This is a genomic window from Flagellimonas rhodophyticola (assembly GCF_049332665.1).
In the GTDB taxonomy this organism is placed as follows: domain Bacteria; phylum Bacteroidota; class Bacteroidia; order Flavobacteriales; family Flavobacteriaceae; genus Flagellimonas.
In genome coordinates this window covers 1,222,574-1,237,955 of sequence record NZ_CP186326.1, presented here as the reverse complement: position 1 = coordinate 1,237,955, position 15,382 = coordinate 1,222,574, and the positions used below count along the sequence as shown (strand labels likewise).

Annotated in this window: 12 protein-coding genes; all 12 read right to left on the bottom strand. The window is 39.1% G+C overall.

Annotation, left to right across the window (positions count from 1 at the left end; all coding sequences use genetic code 11):
- A complete protein-coding gene (locus ACOKFG_RS05545) occupies window positions 1-1,158 on the bottom strand; it encodes a glycosyltransferase family 4 protein (protein ID WP_299174895.1) in 1,158 nt (385 codons plus the stop codon).
- Window positions 1,159-1,164: 6 nt separating this feature from the next.
- Window positions 1,165-2,373 (bottom strand): glycosyltransferase, encoded by a 1,209-nt coding sequence (locus ACOKFG_RS05540; protein ID WP_422862000.1) that lies wholly within the window; start codon window positions 2,371-2,373, stop codon window positions 1,165-1,167.
- A gap of 18 nt (window positions 2,374-2,391) precedes the next feature.
- Window positions 2,392-3,360: a UDP-glucuronic acid decarboxylase family protein gene (locus ACOKFG_RS05535; RefSeq protein ID WP_298793919.1), complete on the bottom strand. Its 969-nt coding sequence runs from the start codon at window positions 3,358-3,360 to the stop codon at window positions 2,392-2,394.
- A gap of 7 nt (window positions 3,361-3,367) precedes the next feature.
- Window positions 3,368-4,720, bottom strand: a complete 1,353-nt coding sequence (locus tag ACOKFG_RS05530) for a UDP-glucose dehydrogenase family protein (protein ID WP_299174892.1) — start codon at window positions 4,718-4,720, stop codon at window positions 3,368-3,370.
- Window positions 4,721-4,770: 50 nt separating this feature from the next.
- On the bottom strand, window positions 4,771-6,696 hold the full coding sequence (locus ACOKFG_RS05525; RefSeq protein ID WP_422861999.1) for an LruC domain-containing protein: 1,926 nt from the start codon (window positions 6,694-6,696) through the stop codon (window positions 4,771-4,773).
- A gap of 156 nt (window positions 6,697-6,852) precedes the next feature.
- Window positions 6,853-7,752, bottom strand: coding sequence for a glycosyltransferase family 2 protein (locus ACOKFG_RS05520; protein ID WP_422861998.1), 900 nt, complete (start codon window positions 7,750-7,752; stop codon window positions 6,853-6,855).
- A 10-nt stretch (window positions 7,753-7,762) separates the two neighbouring features.
- Window positions 7,763-9,247: an O-antigen ligase family protein gene (locus ACOKFG_RS05515; RefSeq protein ID WP_422861997.1), complete on the bottom strand. Its 1,485-nt coding sequence runs from the start codon at window positions 9,245-9,247 to the stop codon at window positions 7,763-7,765.
- Window positions 9,244-10,590 carry an oligosaccharide flippase family protein gene (locus tag ACOKFG_RS05510; RefSeq protein WP_422861996.1) on the bottom strand — a complete coding sequence of 449 codons (1,347 nt, stop codon included), beginning with the start codon at window positions 10,588-10,590 and terminating at the stop codon, window positions 9,244-9,246. The genes ACOKFG_RS05515 and ACOKFG_RS05510 overlap by 4 nt, the downstream gene beginning before the upstream one ends.
- The gene (locus ACOKFG_RS05505) at window positions 10,590-12,938 is read right to left on the bottom strand and encodes a GumC family protein (protein WP_422861995.1); all 2,349 of its coding nucleotides are present in this window, start codon (window positions 12,936-12,938) and stop codon (window positions 10,590-10,592) included. The genes ACOKFG_RS05510 and ACOKFG_RS05505 overlap by 1 nt, the downstream gene beginning before the upstream one ends.
- A gap of 3 nt (window positions 12,939-12,941) precedes the next feature.
- Window positions 12,942-13,685, bottom strand: a complete 744-nt coding sequence (locus ACOKFG_RS05500; protein WP_299174882.1) for a TolC family protein — start codon at window positions 13,683-13,685, stop codon at window positions 12,942-12,944.
- Between the two features lie 2 nt (window positions 13,686-13,687).
- Entirely contained in the window at window positions 13,688-14,914 is a 1,227-nt protein-coding gene (locus ACOKFG_RS05495; protein ID WP_422861994.1) for a sugar transferase, read from the bottom strand.
- Window position 14,915: 1 nt separating this feature from the next.
- On the bottom strand, window positions 14,916-15,281 hold the full coding sequence (locus tag ACOKFG_RS05490; RefSeq protein WP_298793910.1) for a response regulator transcription factor: 366 nt from the start codon (window positions 15,279-15,281) through the stop codon (window positions 14,916-14,918).
- Window positions 15,282-15,382: the final 101 nt, after the last annotated feature.

Genomic DNA, 15,382 nt, shown 5'->3' with positions numbered 1-15,382 from the left:
TCAATTGTTTTTTAGTTCACGATGGACGTCTTCATATAGTTCCAATACATTTTTTGCCATGGTTTCCCATGAAAAATGTTTTGCACGCTCAATTCCTTTTTCAGAAAGTAGATTGGCCAGCATTTCATCCTCAATCAAACTTCGCATGGCTTCGGTAATTTCAATCGGTTTGGAGGGATCAACCATTAGTGCCGTATCTTCCCCGGCTACTTCAGGCATGGAAGACGTATTTGAGGTAATAACCGGAACCCCACAGGCCATTCCTTCCAAAATGGGAATTCCGAAACTCTCACGGAGTGAAGGATATAGAAAAATCTTACTCTGACTTATGATAGCGGGTAAATCAGTATTGGGCACATAACCCGTTAAATGAATCAACTCTCTTATTTGTCGTCCGCCCACTGTATCCAAAAGTTTTAACAACTCATCTTCATCATAATCGAGCATGACCAATTTGTATTTCCCTGGATACATTTTGTTGAAGTCCGAAAAGGCCTTTAGTACACCCTTGGTATTCTTCTTTGGATCAGTATTACCCAAAAAGAAAAAGAAATTATCAGGTAAGTTGTAGCGCCCTTTGATGTTTTGCAACCGGGCCGTATCTGTAACTTTTTTGAAATGTGACCCTACCCCATTATAAATTGCGGTCAATCGGTTGTCCTTAAAACCAAAATGGTCATTGATTCGGCGTTTTTCGTAATTGGAGACGGTAATCACCTTTTTACTTTTTCGAATAACTGGAGGTACAAAGTACCTGCGGTACATATTGCCCAGCTTTTGATACCAGGTACCTTCTTTTTTGAACAGACTAATACTTTCCAGATAAATTATATCATGCAAAGTGGTAACTATCGGCACTTTTGAAAAAATGGGTCCCGTATTACTTGTACAGTGCAGTACATCGCAACCTTCTTTATAAGCAGCTCTTGGAAGAGCTATCTGTTCCCATCCTGGATATCCCCATCTTGAGTTTAACTCCACAATCTTGAAATTGGAAGCTGCAGGAATACAGGTGTCATCAAAATCCGGTTTCACAAAAACCACATATTCATTTTTCTGGTCTATTCTTTGAAGGTTTTTAATCAACTCCAAAGCCACCATGTCCATACCGTGTTTCTTTTTTCTGAAAAGACGTTGTCCCTCTATTCCGATTTTCATTTGTTCTTATTGACTGTTAATGGTCCCGTGCTGGGTATGAATAAACTTTTTATTGGCCCCTTTTAATTTGAACAAGGACAAAAACATCACTGCAAATGCTTTGGGAAGTGTCAACAATGCGTTGAAAGTGGCTTTGCTGTAAAATTTCTTTGGAACGGCAAAGGCAAAGGCAAAAATGACCAATCCAAAACTCACATACCAAAACATACCAGGCACTAACAATAGGCTAGACGGCCAGATTAAATTCAAGATGAAATATGTGAATGTTATGACAGAGACCAATCCAAGTAGAAGCACTCTTGGAGGGGACACCATTTGATAGACTTTATCGAAAAAATCAACATTGCCCCTAGTGAAGAGTTCTCTTAATCCTGGCATAAAATAACGCCCGAAATAAACGAACTGGGCGGACAACCATCGTTTCCGCTGATTAGCAAAAACTTCGGATTTTTGAACCTTTTCATCCAAAACCAAAGCATCATCCAAATATTCGATTTTAGTTCTGTTCTTCAGAAGTTTTAATTCCAATTCCTTATCAAAACCACCTACGGCGTTCACGTTTGCCATAGTGCTTTTGAAAAAATAATAGTCAAAGGCCATTCCGGATCCAATCAAAGCTGAGGAAAGCCCTAAAATTCTGTGCCCCTTACGGAAAATGTGGTTGTTAATTTCCTCACTGATCGCATCAAGAATGGCAAATGAAGTATTTGTGTTTTTTGCAATGCGATGACCCTGCACCACTTTGTATCCTTGATTGAAAGCTTTGTTGATTTTCTCAACAAAATCTGGTTCCATAATATTATCCGCATCCAAAATCAAGGCTATGTCATAGTCATCACCTATTACCTTCATCGCTTGGTTCAAGGCTTTCGACTTGGTACTTTTTTCAAAGGAAACCTCAACAACCCGTAAGGGCAATTTTTTTAAGCTTTCCAATGTTGCTTGCTGAAACGAATCGGCTATTATTACCACTTCAAAAAGTTGAGAAGGATATGTCTGTTGAAGTGCTTGTTTGGCAACATCAATTATGACTGCGTCTTCTTTATAACCAGGAATAAGTACTGCAAGTTTTCTTTGCTTGTGAAGAATTTCCCTCCTCTTCTTTGCAGAAAACAAGCCGGCAAAGGAAAAAACAAACACATAAATGGATGCGAATCCAAAATATCCTATGAAAAGGATTTCCAAACTATTGATCAAGATTTTGATTACATCCATGCTATATATTCGAATTAACTACCCTTCTACTAATTCTTTAATAGATTTTTCCTTGAGTAAATTATCAAAGTACTCAATGGTCTTTCCCAGACCTGTTCTCAAATCCACACTGGGTTCCCAACCCTCTAAGCGTTCTTGTGCCAATGAAATATCTGGCTTACGCTGCATGGGATCATCTGCTGGAAGTGGTAAATGAATAATTCTGGATTTGGACCCTGTAAGGTCTATGATATTTTCTGCGAGTTCCAACATGGTAAACTCTCCTGGATTTCCAATGTTGATCGGACCAATAAAGTCATCTTCGGTATCCATCATCTTGATCATTCCATCTACCAAATCACTCACATATTGAAAGCTTCTGGTCTGGGTTCCATCACCAAAAATGGTGATGTCCTTTCCTTGCAATGCCTGCATTATAAAGTTGGATACTACCCTACCATCATCGGGTTCCATTCTAGGACCGTAGGTGTTGAATATTCGAATGATCTTGACCAACACGTCATTGGAATTGTGATAGTTCACAAACAAAGATTCCGCGCAACGTTTGCCTTCATCGTAGCATGATCGAACCCCAATCGGGTTCACATGACCCCAATAATCTTCTGGTTGCGGATGCAACTCTGGATCACCGTAGACCTCGCTTGTTGAAGCCTGTAGAATCTTCGCCTTAATACGTTTCGCCAATCCCAACATATTAATAGCACCTAAAACAGAAGTTTTAATGGTCTTAATGGGGTTATGCTGGTAATGCACCGGTGAAGCCGGACATGCCAGATTGTAGATTTCGTCTACTTCCAAGAAATAAGGCAAAGTCACATCGTGACGAATTATCTCAAAATATGGGTTGTCCATTAAATGGACTATTTTACTTTTCCGTCCAGTAAAGTAGTTATCCATACTGACCACTTCATTGCCTTCTTTCAGCAATCTTTCACATAAATGAGAGCCAACAAAACCTGCCCCTCCTGTTACCAATATTCGTTTCATTGTGCTATTAAATATTTATGGTTTCTTTTTCTGAGCTATTCACCACATTTCTTCCAATGCTGTGGTATGTAAATCCAAGTTCTCCCATTTCCTCCGGGTCGTAAATGTTTCGACCATCAAAGACGAGTTTCTCGTTCATCAGTTTTTCCAAAATCCTGAAATTCGGCATTCTGAATTCGGACCATTCCGTGACAACAATCAAGGCATCGGCCTCAATTATGGCATCATATTCGTCTTTGGCGTATTCTATTTTATCTCCTAAAATGCGCTTTGTTTCCTCCATGGCAACCGGATCATATGCCCTGACGTTTGCCCCTAAGGCTTTTAATTGTTCAATAATTACAAGTGAGGGCGCTTCACGCATGTCGTCGGTTTTGGGTTTAAAGGACAATCCCCAAAGACCAAACTGCTTGCCTTTTAGGTTTTCACCGAAATGTGCTTTTATCTTTTCGACCAGCACTGATTTCTGTCTATAGTTAACACTTTCAACAGCCTTCAAAACTTCCAAGGAATGTCCATACTCATCTGCCGTTCGGACCAATGCTTGTACATCTTTTGGGAAGCAACTGCCCCCATAACCCGTTCCTGGGTAAATGAATTTGTTTCCAATTCTTGTATCTGAGCCTATTCCTTTTCTCACCAAATCGACATTGGCACCAACCAACTCGCATAGGTTTGCAATGTCGTTCATAAAGCTAATCTTGGTGGCCAACATAGAGTTTGCTGCATATTTTGTCATCTCGGAAGAGAAAATATCCATAAACAAAAGTGGGTGCCCGTTCATTAAGAAGGGCTTATACAACTTGCGCATCACTTTTTCAGCGCGCTTGCTCTCAATTCCCACCACAATACGATCAGGTTTTAGAAAATCATCTACTGCACTTCCTTCTTTCAAGAATTCTGGATTTGAAGCAACATCAAAGGGAATTCGAACATTCCTATTTGACAATTCTTCTTCTACGGCCGCCTTCACCTTATATGAAGTTCCTACCGGCACCGTACTTTTGGTGATGACTACTTTGTAGTCTTCCATATGCTGACCGATTTCTCGAGCAACACCCAATACGTATTTTAAATCGGCACTTCCATCTTCATCGGGAGGTGTTCCAACGGCAATAAATACAGCATCGCTGTCCTTGATTCCCTTTTTAAGATTGGTGGTAAAAGAGATTCTACCTTTGTCAATATTCCGTTCTAGTATTACATCGAGTCCGGGTTCGTAAATTGGCACCTCTCCGTTTCGGAGCTTTTCAATTTTTTTCTCATCTATGTCCACACAGACGACATTGATTCCGGTTTCTGCGAAACAAGTTCCCGTGACCAAACCCACATATCCTGTTCCAACTACTGTTATATTCATAATCTTATATTTCTATTAAGGTTGATTTTATTATTTATTCTTTGCTACTGTTATTTTATGTACCAATCAATGTTTTGGGTACCACCAGAGTTAGCCCAATTCACAAAATCGGGATACTCCTGATTAATGGACACGGTTTCTGGCGGGGGTACAAACCCCTCATAGATATTTAATGCCCAAGGAAGATTCATACTTGTTTTATAGTACCTATTGTTGGAAGGGTTGCTAAAATCATCTCCTGAAGCTAGAAACCCTGCTTTACTTGTTGGTGGAAGATCTGGCAGATGTATTTCCTTGGCTCTTGTTGCATCAGCAATTAAAAATGAATTGAAGGGCACATCTCCCAATGAGTTAACATCCATAGGATTGGCAAACGTAATTTCGATATTGATGGTTTCTCCCGCTCTTCCAATCACATTTCCAATCACAAAAACAACAGTCTCATCCGCAGCTGTACCTGTTTCCGTTCCATTTGCCGCAACATTTATATAATCCGCATTCAACACTTGTCCAGTTATGCCAGAAATATTGGATGGTGCTATTGGAAAGGTGAACGCAAATCCATTTTCTAGGTGTCCTCCAATTGATTCTATGGTGAAAGTTGCCTGAATTTTGGTAACCATATTATCTGCGTTCGCCATTAAATTGAAATTGTAATCCATGGCCAAATCGTTAAAATCATAATCTCCAATGTGTGGCCATAAATCTTCAAAAACCATTTTACCGGAAGAGTTAACAGATGGAGAAAAATTGTTAAACGCCAGATTAAAATCGAATGGAAAGTCATCCAATGTATTATCCACACCGTCTACATCAGCATCATTAGCAGTATCAAGAGTTCCAAAATCCAATACCTGAACAGCACCAATCGGGTTTGAGGTGATATAGAAAAGTGAATCGTTAAAATCTCCGTCGTCGCCATTTCTTGGCCCATCCTCGATTCCCAATACAGCTAGATTTCTATTGGGGTCGTTCAACAGTACCATTTGCGATTTATTATTGTTATCGGTGTTAAAAGTTTCTTCAGAATAGTAGGTGTGTTGTCCTTTTCCTACCTTATTTCCTTTCCATCCATTGGAGACCACAAACCATGAAACCACAGTGTTGGCTGGAAATCTTCCAAGGTGAACTTTATCTCCTGGAAATAACCCTCCTCCCGCTCCATTCATCGAGGCATTGGGAAAAATGACGGTGTGTGCCGTAATATCATCTGATGAAGCAGGTGCCTGACCAACAGGAAATGAATAGAAGCCCAAAGTATTTCTCCAAACGGCACTTTCTGCAACGAATGTGACCCAAACATCAGCTTCTTCGGTGATCACAAGATTAGTTTCTTTGTTATCTAAGTACTCGGGATGAAGGTCGTTGACATTTTGATTTTCAGGAAGCGATGCGTTGATATCATCCAATAATTCCTGAGTAATCACATCTGGTGTTTCCATTACATCCGGAACGCCATTGGAATCATGCCCGCTCAAGAAAGTAAAATCAATATCCCCCGGGGGTTTATTGGATTTTGATTTTAATGTTATGCCACTTATCTTACCTGCAACAGGAATATTCCGATCATAAAGACTATTGTAATCAAAGTTAATGCTGTTGTTTACGATTGGGAGTCTGACCAAAGGGGTTAAACCCAGGTAGTTGGTTGAAATAAGAACGGAATCAGTTTCTGTGCTTAGCTGAAACTGCTTCTCAAAATGGCCGTTGTCATCAAAATTTGCTTTGCCAAAGGCCAGACTATCTTGTTCACCCTTTTTTCCATATAATGTGAACACCGCACTATCTAAAAATTCAGGCACATTCAATGAGACCGTAACGCTCCGACTTGTCGAATAATCAAAATCGGAGGGCACATCGAATACGGAGAGGGGCCCTTCCACTTCTGGTGGGGGATCAAGATCGTTTTCACTCACACATCCATATAAAATGGATATGAATAGGGACAAAATTGTAATTTGTACACTTTTGGACATAAAAGTAGGTTTATAAACTATTTGTAAATATTATCCTACATTTTAAGAAGGAAAAGTATTTGTTGTAAAGTATTGAATTCGTGTTGTAAACACACAGCAAAGGAGTTCTTAATGCCCATGAGCGCCCTTTTCTTTGCTGAAATTCAAGGGTCTGACTTACCCCATTTTAGTTCCATGTGTCATATTCCATGAAATGGCTCTCCAAAATGCCTTAAAGTGTTGGAGTTCATTTTTTACCAAGAACTGCAGACTGTTCTTTGGTATAGAAATTAAGCATTGGAAAATAAGGCTGACACCCAATTGGAACGGTTTAAAATTGCGTCTTGCAAACAGTATTCGATTCCGAGAAATGTAATAGGTTTTTAAGGGACTAAATTTTCCTGTGGAAATGGACTCCTTGTGTAAAATATAGGATTTAGGCTGATAATAGATTTTGTATCCTGCCCGTTTGATCATTTCCGCCCAATCATGTTCTTCGTAATACAAAAAGTAGATCTCTGTCATCATCCCAACTTTTTCCACCACTTTTCGTGGTACCATCATTGCTGCTCCATGGATAGATTCAGTTTCTCCTTCTTTATCAAAACGTCCATCATCTTTTTGATGGTAACCGATACTATTATTCCGAATGGTCCAATGGTTCATCGGGGTGTAACCCGCATATTGAATCAGTTCAGGGTTCCAATGGAATTTTATTTTAGGACTCACCATCCCAATAGTTTCATCTTCTTGCAAGGTTTGAACCAAAGGTTCAATAAATCCTTCTGGAACAATAGTATCGTTATTAATGAACAATAAATATGCTCCCTTGGATTGTTTCACTCCCAGATTATTTCCACCCGCAAATCCCAAATTCTCCTTGCTTTTTATTAAGCATACTCCAGGGAATTGTTCTTTGATAATATCTGGGTTGTCATTAGGTGAAGCGTTGTCTACGACAATTACCTCAACATTTGGGTAAGTCAATCCTTTTAGGGACTGTAACATCTCAAGAGTAACTGCCGATTCATTATAGTTAATGGTGATAATGGATACCAAGGGAAATTCTTCGAGCATAATTTTATATTTAGGCTGCTAGAGCCAATTCTTCTTGTTCTAATTGTTCCTTTTCTTGCTGAATCTTCTTATCCCATTTTGGTGAAAGGAAGATAAAAACCATCCCCACATACATTAGAATTCCTGTAGGAAACTGTCCAAATACTCCATTGCCATAAGAAGCCAGCATGATTCCGGCCATACCGCAGACCAGAGCTGTTACCTGTCCTTTTAACCAATCGTCCCGTATTTTAAACATGCAGTTGTACGCTCCTGTTATCAAAACAAAAAACAGGATAAACAAATGGAGCCATAAACCGATAATCCCCATATCCGCCCATATAGCCACAAACCAACTATCGGTAGCTGTATTGGCTAAAAACGTATGTGGAGTAAATCGTTGCCCCCAGTTTCCTGTAGAACCTATACCACCACCAAAAGGCCTTGATGCGAGATAACCGGAAAGTTTTCTTTGGTTTTCCAAACGCACTTGTAAGGATGCGTCATTGGGATCAAATGCAGTACGCATTCTTCGAATTTGGTCATTGGTGTTGCCAATTGTGGTGTATTTGAAAAACACAAATATGGCGATTCCGGCCATTGCTCCAAGAACAATACTTGGGATATGTTTTCTTACAATAATGAACATCACTCCACCCATAGCCGGTACTGCAATCGCTCCTCTTGTACCTGAAATCAACATCCCATACAATCCCATTATGGCAACAAAACCGAAGAATGCCCTAAGTTTGAAATTATCTTTCATGAAGAGGGTCAAAATTCCAAAAACCACTCCGGTATGACCTTGTGATGCTCCAAACTGTCCCGCATCGGAATAGAAGGAAAAGATTCGAAGTTTCCCAAAAAGAATATGAGTAACTGCGCCTCCGCCATCCAACCAGGCTTGTTCAAAAGAATCTACCCCAAGGGTCATCTGGATTATACCCTTAAAAGTTCCCAAAAGGCTGATTACTCCCCAAATCATAAAGAAAGTCATCATGTCCTTTGGTCGATTGAATAGGATAAAACACAATGGAATAATCAACCATTGATAGAGTGCAATTCCACGCATGGCATAGAACCAAGCTTCTATACTAACGGCTTCCGGGTTTACTGCCTGCATCATGGCATAACCAAACCAAATACTCGCCAAAACAGTCAATTGCGAACGTGCATTGTTCCAAGGTAAACGAATCCGGAACTCTTTAAAAAAGAGTGCCATATACATCATAAACAACAGTCCATCTATCATTAAACCCCAAGTCCCCGGCAAGTATCTTGAGATTCCCGTCACAAAAAAACTAAATGCTATTATGGTTATGATTCCTATTCTTGGGGTAAGGAATAAATTGATTACATATAGCATACCCAAGGGAAAAGCAATAATTCCTATCCCAGCAATAATTCCTTTGGAGGCGATAAGCAAAGCGGATGCGATTGCCAATGAAAATAATGTAAGAATCGGTAGCGGTTTCTTTAACAAGTCTTGACCATATGTTCGCTCAAATGGATTCATGGGGCCAAATAGATGTTGAGACTTTTAAAGAAAAGGACTCCTTCAGGAAATATTCGTTTGGATTGAATTTGAATTTCCCTTCGTAAATAATAGAAGCCCAAAAAGATTCCTATCAATGTGAAAATAACCGTTCCTACGGCTACTAAAGCCAATGATTGGAATACGAAGACTGCAACAAAATCAACCACAATATTAGCCAAGGTCATAATAATGACCTTATTCAGATTTAATCGAGGTCTGTTTATACTATCCAGGAGCACTCCTGTAAACCTGTCAATAGGCAGTAAAAGAGTGTATAAAGTGAAGATTCTAAAAATCAATGTAAGTTGAGGCAATACTTCGATGTATTCCTCTCCACCTAAAATAAGCACCAGTTCTTCGGCCAAAATGAAACACACAATCGAAACTGGAACAAAAAGCAAAGTGATTGCACCGGAATAGGCATAAAACGTTTTCCGGACACCTTGCATATCTCCATCAATGCACTTTTTTGACATTCGAGGGTAAGCCGTCATCGTGAAGCTACGCAACGGAATTCCTAATAGATCTGTAAGCTTCAACGGGATTGCGTACATCGCTATGCCGGCAGAACCCAAAATTGGACTCAATCCAATAATGAATGTATCTGCACTTTTTAATAGGCTTGATCCTATCAAGGTGCCCATAGAATACTTCCCGAAATTAATAAGTTCCTTGGTGGTGTCCTTTTCTGCATATTTTATGTAGAGACATCCATCCCATTTTTTGATTAAACACCAAACACTGGAAACCACGTTCACTCCAAGATGCACCCATAGAATTTCAATAATACCTAGATGCAACCACCATTGATTCAAAATCAGAAAAATCACAAATAGACCTATATTGGAAAGACGCACATACATCATTCCCATAAAATCTTGTTTGGCTTGAAACAAAGCCATGGCATTGTTCCAACCTAAGTTGGTCGTTGCCAAAATGGGATACCATGTAAGGAAAAGCAGGTACCCATAGTTTAATTCGACTCCGCTATAGGAAATAAGAGCATATAAACTCCAACAAAAAAGAGTTATAATCCCCAAAAGCTTTAGGTTGATCTTAAAGCTAGAGCCCATTAGTTTTTTATAATCTTCAGGCTTCGCTCCGGACAAGAGTCTTACAGCCGACGTTTGTGTTAAACCAAATCGTAATAGGTCCACAAAAGTTGCTAAGGTTACGTATAACACCCAGTCACCGAATAACTCCTTACTAAGCTGTCTGGTCAATAGCATAAAACTCAATAATCCCAAAGCAGCTATAAGCACATTTGTGATCAAAGAGCTCATATTTTTCTCCTTTGCTATGTTGCTAATTCTTTTCAGCATTATGCGATTGATTTTTTAGCGAAGAATCTGAGTTGCACCAGTTTCTTCATCCATTTTCTAAATCGTGATCGTTGTTTTGGCAAGTCTCCCACAACAGTTTCCATTTCAAGCACTTTTACCCCATTTAAAATAATTGTGGGTTCTGGGCCTGTGGTAGCCTCTGTGAATACTTTTAATGCATTGGCATCGGCACTACTCCATGATCGATTTGCACGTGCTACCAAAAAGGAAAAATCAATGGTTGCCGCCAATTTCACCGGAAACGGATTCTTGATTATGCTCGGTAACTCAAGTATTACAAAATCGAAAAATTTGAAGTCTAAAATTCGTCTTGAACTATCAAATTCTTCGATTGTTGAAATTTTGTACAGTTTATCAGTAACCTCATAGACAATCTGCGCATAATTATCATCTATGGGCTGTACTTCACATTCAATATCAAATTCTGTCATTGCTTGTTGATACCGCTCATCAATTACCTCAATCTCATATTGATCATTGACAACATATGAAATAGCGGTATCTCTTCGATGTGACATTTCAACCTCATAGGGATCGTAAGTAATGTGCAATATTTTATACCCTAACTCACATAGTTTGGACACCAAATGTTCACAGATAAATGATTTCCCTTCATTCTCTTGAGTAGAAAAAACCATGTTGACGACTGGGCCTTCTTGGTTCTTCTTGAATTGGTTCAAGATCATGTTTTTGGATATGGCATTTACTGCTTTATTGGTCAGATATTCGAAATCAATCTTTTTATTTTTCTTTGAAATGACAGGAAATATTGAAGATACTTCCAGGCCTATTTTTTCTTCAGCGCGCTTTGCAGTGTTCAAATTGCCATCTAAAAACTCTAGTACCAATACGGTAATTGCAACCAAAATGAATCCGAAAATCGCAGCAACGATAACCAATAAAATTCGCTTACTGGGGTTCGGTTTAATTGGAAATATTGGTGTTTCCGTGATTTTCAGGTTGGATTGCAACTCAACATTTTGCTGTCTTAATTTGGCCAACCCCAAGCTATGCAAAAGACTTAAATACTCTTGCTCTTCAATATTGATTTTCCGTTCCAGTTTTTTCATGGTTGCACCCAAGGGAGCATACCAGGTATACAGCTCATCAAATTCGATTCGTTTTTGGTCCAATATTTTAAGTTCTGCCTTTGCTCCTTCATAGGTTATGGTATTCTCCAACCAATCGCCAAGAATACTCGAAGACGCCACTCCATTTTTATCATGATCTACAACAAAAACGGTATCAATGGCTTGCCTAAGCTCTGCCTTGATTACATTCATTTTCTTTGTGGATTCTACAATTTTTCTGGCATTCTCCGCTTGGATGGTTGAATCTCTAGAGAGATCCAGACTTTTCATCGAAATGGTATAGTTAAGCTTGGCCAGCTCATCCCGAAGATTCAAAATCCTTTTACTTTTCAGTCGTTTTTTCTCATGTGTTCCCAGTTTTTTCTCCAACTCTGGAAGTACTGCTTTGGCTGCATGATAACGCTGTTGTACTTCTTGATAACGCAGTTCAAAATTCTCTCTACGCGAAGCCAATTGCTTGGTTTGCTCGTAGTAGTTCATGATTTTATTTCCCTTGTTAAAATCCAACAGTTCCTTTTCAGCAGCATTGAGTTGCCCCGTAGTTTTATTTAGTTGATTTTCGAAATAACTAACCACCGCATCGGACTGATTTGCCTTGATATCGGCATTGGCTTTGATAAAGGTTTCTGTTAGGATCAACAATGTATTCTGACAAATCCCAGGGTCCTCGGATTGATATGATATATCTACAAAATCACTAATGGAAATACGTCTTACCCCTATTTTCTCTAGGATTTTGCCAACACTGTAGTCCGGATGTTCCAAGTTGATCAGTTCATTGATAAAGTTGTCATGGCTTTGATCTTTATAAGCCAAGAGTTTCTCGTAAGTTTTTTCAAGGTCACCCCTAACTGCTAAAGCTTTTACGTCTTCGGGAACTATCTCCATCAATTCAGCGTACTTTTTCCTCGAAATAATGCGAACATCAGCACTATCCAAAAGGATATGTTGAGCAAAAAGTTTTAGCGAAACCTTCTCAAGTGTAGCCCTCGATTTTATAAGGTTCAAAAGGTTATCATAGGCTATATTGGTTTTGCTGTAATCAAACTTTGTATTGTCCAATTCTATGGTTGAACCAGTAGCAAAAGCGGTATAAATCCTCGCTTTGGAATCGTAAACCTTTGGCTGATTTTTAGTTAGGAAAAACACCAAACTCCCAAGCAAGATTGGCACTGATATCAGCAGCCATATATGCCGGAGCAGGATTCTAACAAAAAACAGCAGATTAAATTTCATTCTTTAGATGTTCAATTTTATCCCAACTACTTCTTCCAAAAGGAGAATTGCCAGACTTAATTCTGATTTTTGTGCTTCGTGAGCTACAATTGCTTCATTCAGCATTTGATGTAATCTGGTATATTCTGGAACCGATATAATTCCATTTGTGTAATCTGTCTCAGCTCTCAAAGACTGAACTTTGTAGGTATCCACAATGGACCCATAAACAAAGAGCAATCGATGCGCTTTAACTAACTCGTTGTAGCGTACTATTACCAGTTCGCGGAGTTTTGCCTTATCTATTTCTTTTTCATAAACCGATCTTTCTGCTTCTGCTTTTGCTGATCGGATGGTGTTTTTCCGATTGAGGATAGCTGAAATCGGTATTTTTAAAGATGGCCCTAAAGTGTATCTATCTTGTTCTGTAGAAAATAGGGTTTGACTCGCTTGGGGTGCTCCTGATAGCTGTGATGCAGTTAGGTTATCAAATACACCATAGCTATAAACTGCTTCTAAATAAAAGTAGTCCAACCAGCGTGTCTGAGCCAGTCGTTGTCTTGCCTTCCAATATTTTTGATCTGCATCGCGATATTTGAGCTCGGCAGATTTTTCATGGGCCAAGGTTATTAAACTATCCAGGGTAGGCAGCACCTTGGTGATGTCATTCCTTTCAAGATTTTCAGCTATAAATTCGTCTATTTCTTGACCTAAGGCCCCATTGCACAGCAGCAATAAGAGTGCTATTGCAATACATTTCATTCTCATTTTTATACATTTTCTTTTTGGAAAACTGCTTTGAAGGTTCTGAGTACAATCCACATATCAATCAAAAATGCATACTTGCTATTTGCATATTTCACATACTTGATATCCAATTGCTTTCGTTCCTCAGGTGACATTTTTGATGATCTCCCCCTAGCTTCAACCTGCCACAGACCTGTAATGCCTGACGGCCCATTGAATCTTTCGGTCCATTCATCAGTGGTCAACATTTCGGCCTCATAAAGCGGTAAAGGGCGATTTCCAACAATGGACATGTCTCCTTTTAATACATTGATCAATTGCGGTAATTCATCAATGCTCAGTTTCCTAATTATCTTTCCAACTTTTGTAATTCTAGGGTCGTTATCGAATTTCACAAAGGCGCTTTTTGCGCTTTGTTTTCTTTTGTTATTATGGATTGTTTCATCCACTTCGGTATCATCCCCAATTAATGTGGTTCCTTTTTCCAGTAATTGTTCAGAACTAGTGGTCTCGCCTTCCTCCTCATCTTCATGCACATATTGATTTAAATGCTGGAACTCTTTAAGGCGTTTATCCGCATCTGGATACATAGATCGAAGCTTCAAAAAGTTGAAAATCTTGTAGCCTGTACCCACCCTCTTTGAGATGTAATACATTTTCCCTTTGGATTCTAATCGAATCGCCAAAATCACCAGCAGCAAAAATGGAGTTGCCAATAGCAATACAGTAGAAGCTACAGCAATATCAAAGCTTCTTTTCCAAAACCCTATCCTATATTCTTTTACACCTTCTTTACCTGAAGAGATTTTTTGCTCTCTAAGGTTTGATTTGAGTTCCTTTAAAAAATTAATTCGCTCAAGAACTTGTTCAAACCGTATTGGATGAATAAAAATGTCATCGAAACCGCGCTCCAATGCTTCTAACTTGTCTTCCTTGCTCACTTTTTCACTTAGCAATACAAAAGGTATTTTTCGAGCAGGATCAAACACTTCTTCCACGTATTCTTCGAACTCATTTAGAGTTTTTAAAGGGATGCTTCGCTCACAAAGAATTGCACTTACGGTCTGATTCGCATTTATCCATTTTTTGGACTTGAAATCACAGTTTTGATGCAGCCATCGAATGGCTTCTTCCCCAGTATGGGAAGCGGTGACTTCAACACTCTCGGAAAAACGTTGGAACTCATCTGCAAATCTGCTGTTAGCTCCCAGATAGAGTATCCTTGTTTTATTCTTTGTAAGAACTTCCATGCTATTGTCTAATTAACAGCTTGTCTACCCGAATCATTAATTCTTCAGGATTGAATGGTTTCACGATGTAATCATCTGCGCCCAACCGAAGGCATTCCACCCGATCAGAACTATTGTCCCTGCAGCTTAGCACGATAATAGGGATATCGGAAAAGACCCCAGATTCCTTGATTCTTTTAATCAGTTCAAAACCATCCATTTCTGGCATTTCAAGATCTGTAATTACCAAATCGGGTAAATTACCTTCCTGAAGCCATGAAATGGCGGCCAGTCCATTTTCCATTGTTGTTACGGAATGGGATTGTCCCAAAAACTGTGCGACCAGCTCACTCAACGATTGTTTGTCATCTACTACCAGTATTTTCATGATATCTATTTTTGTAGTACTTATTTTTATTTAAAAGTAGGATTTGTATTACTTTATATAAATTGATTGTTGTAAAAGCAGGGCTTTATGTGGTGTGGGCT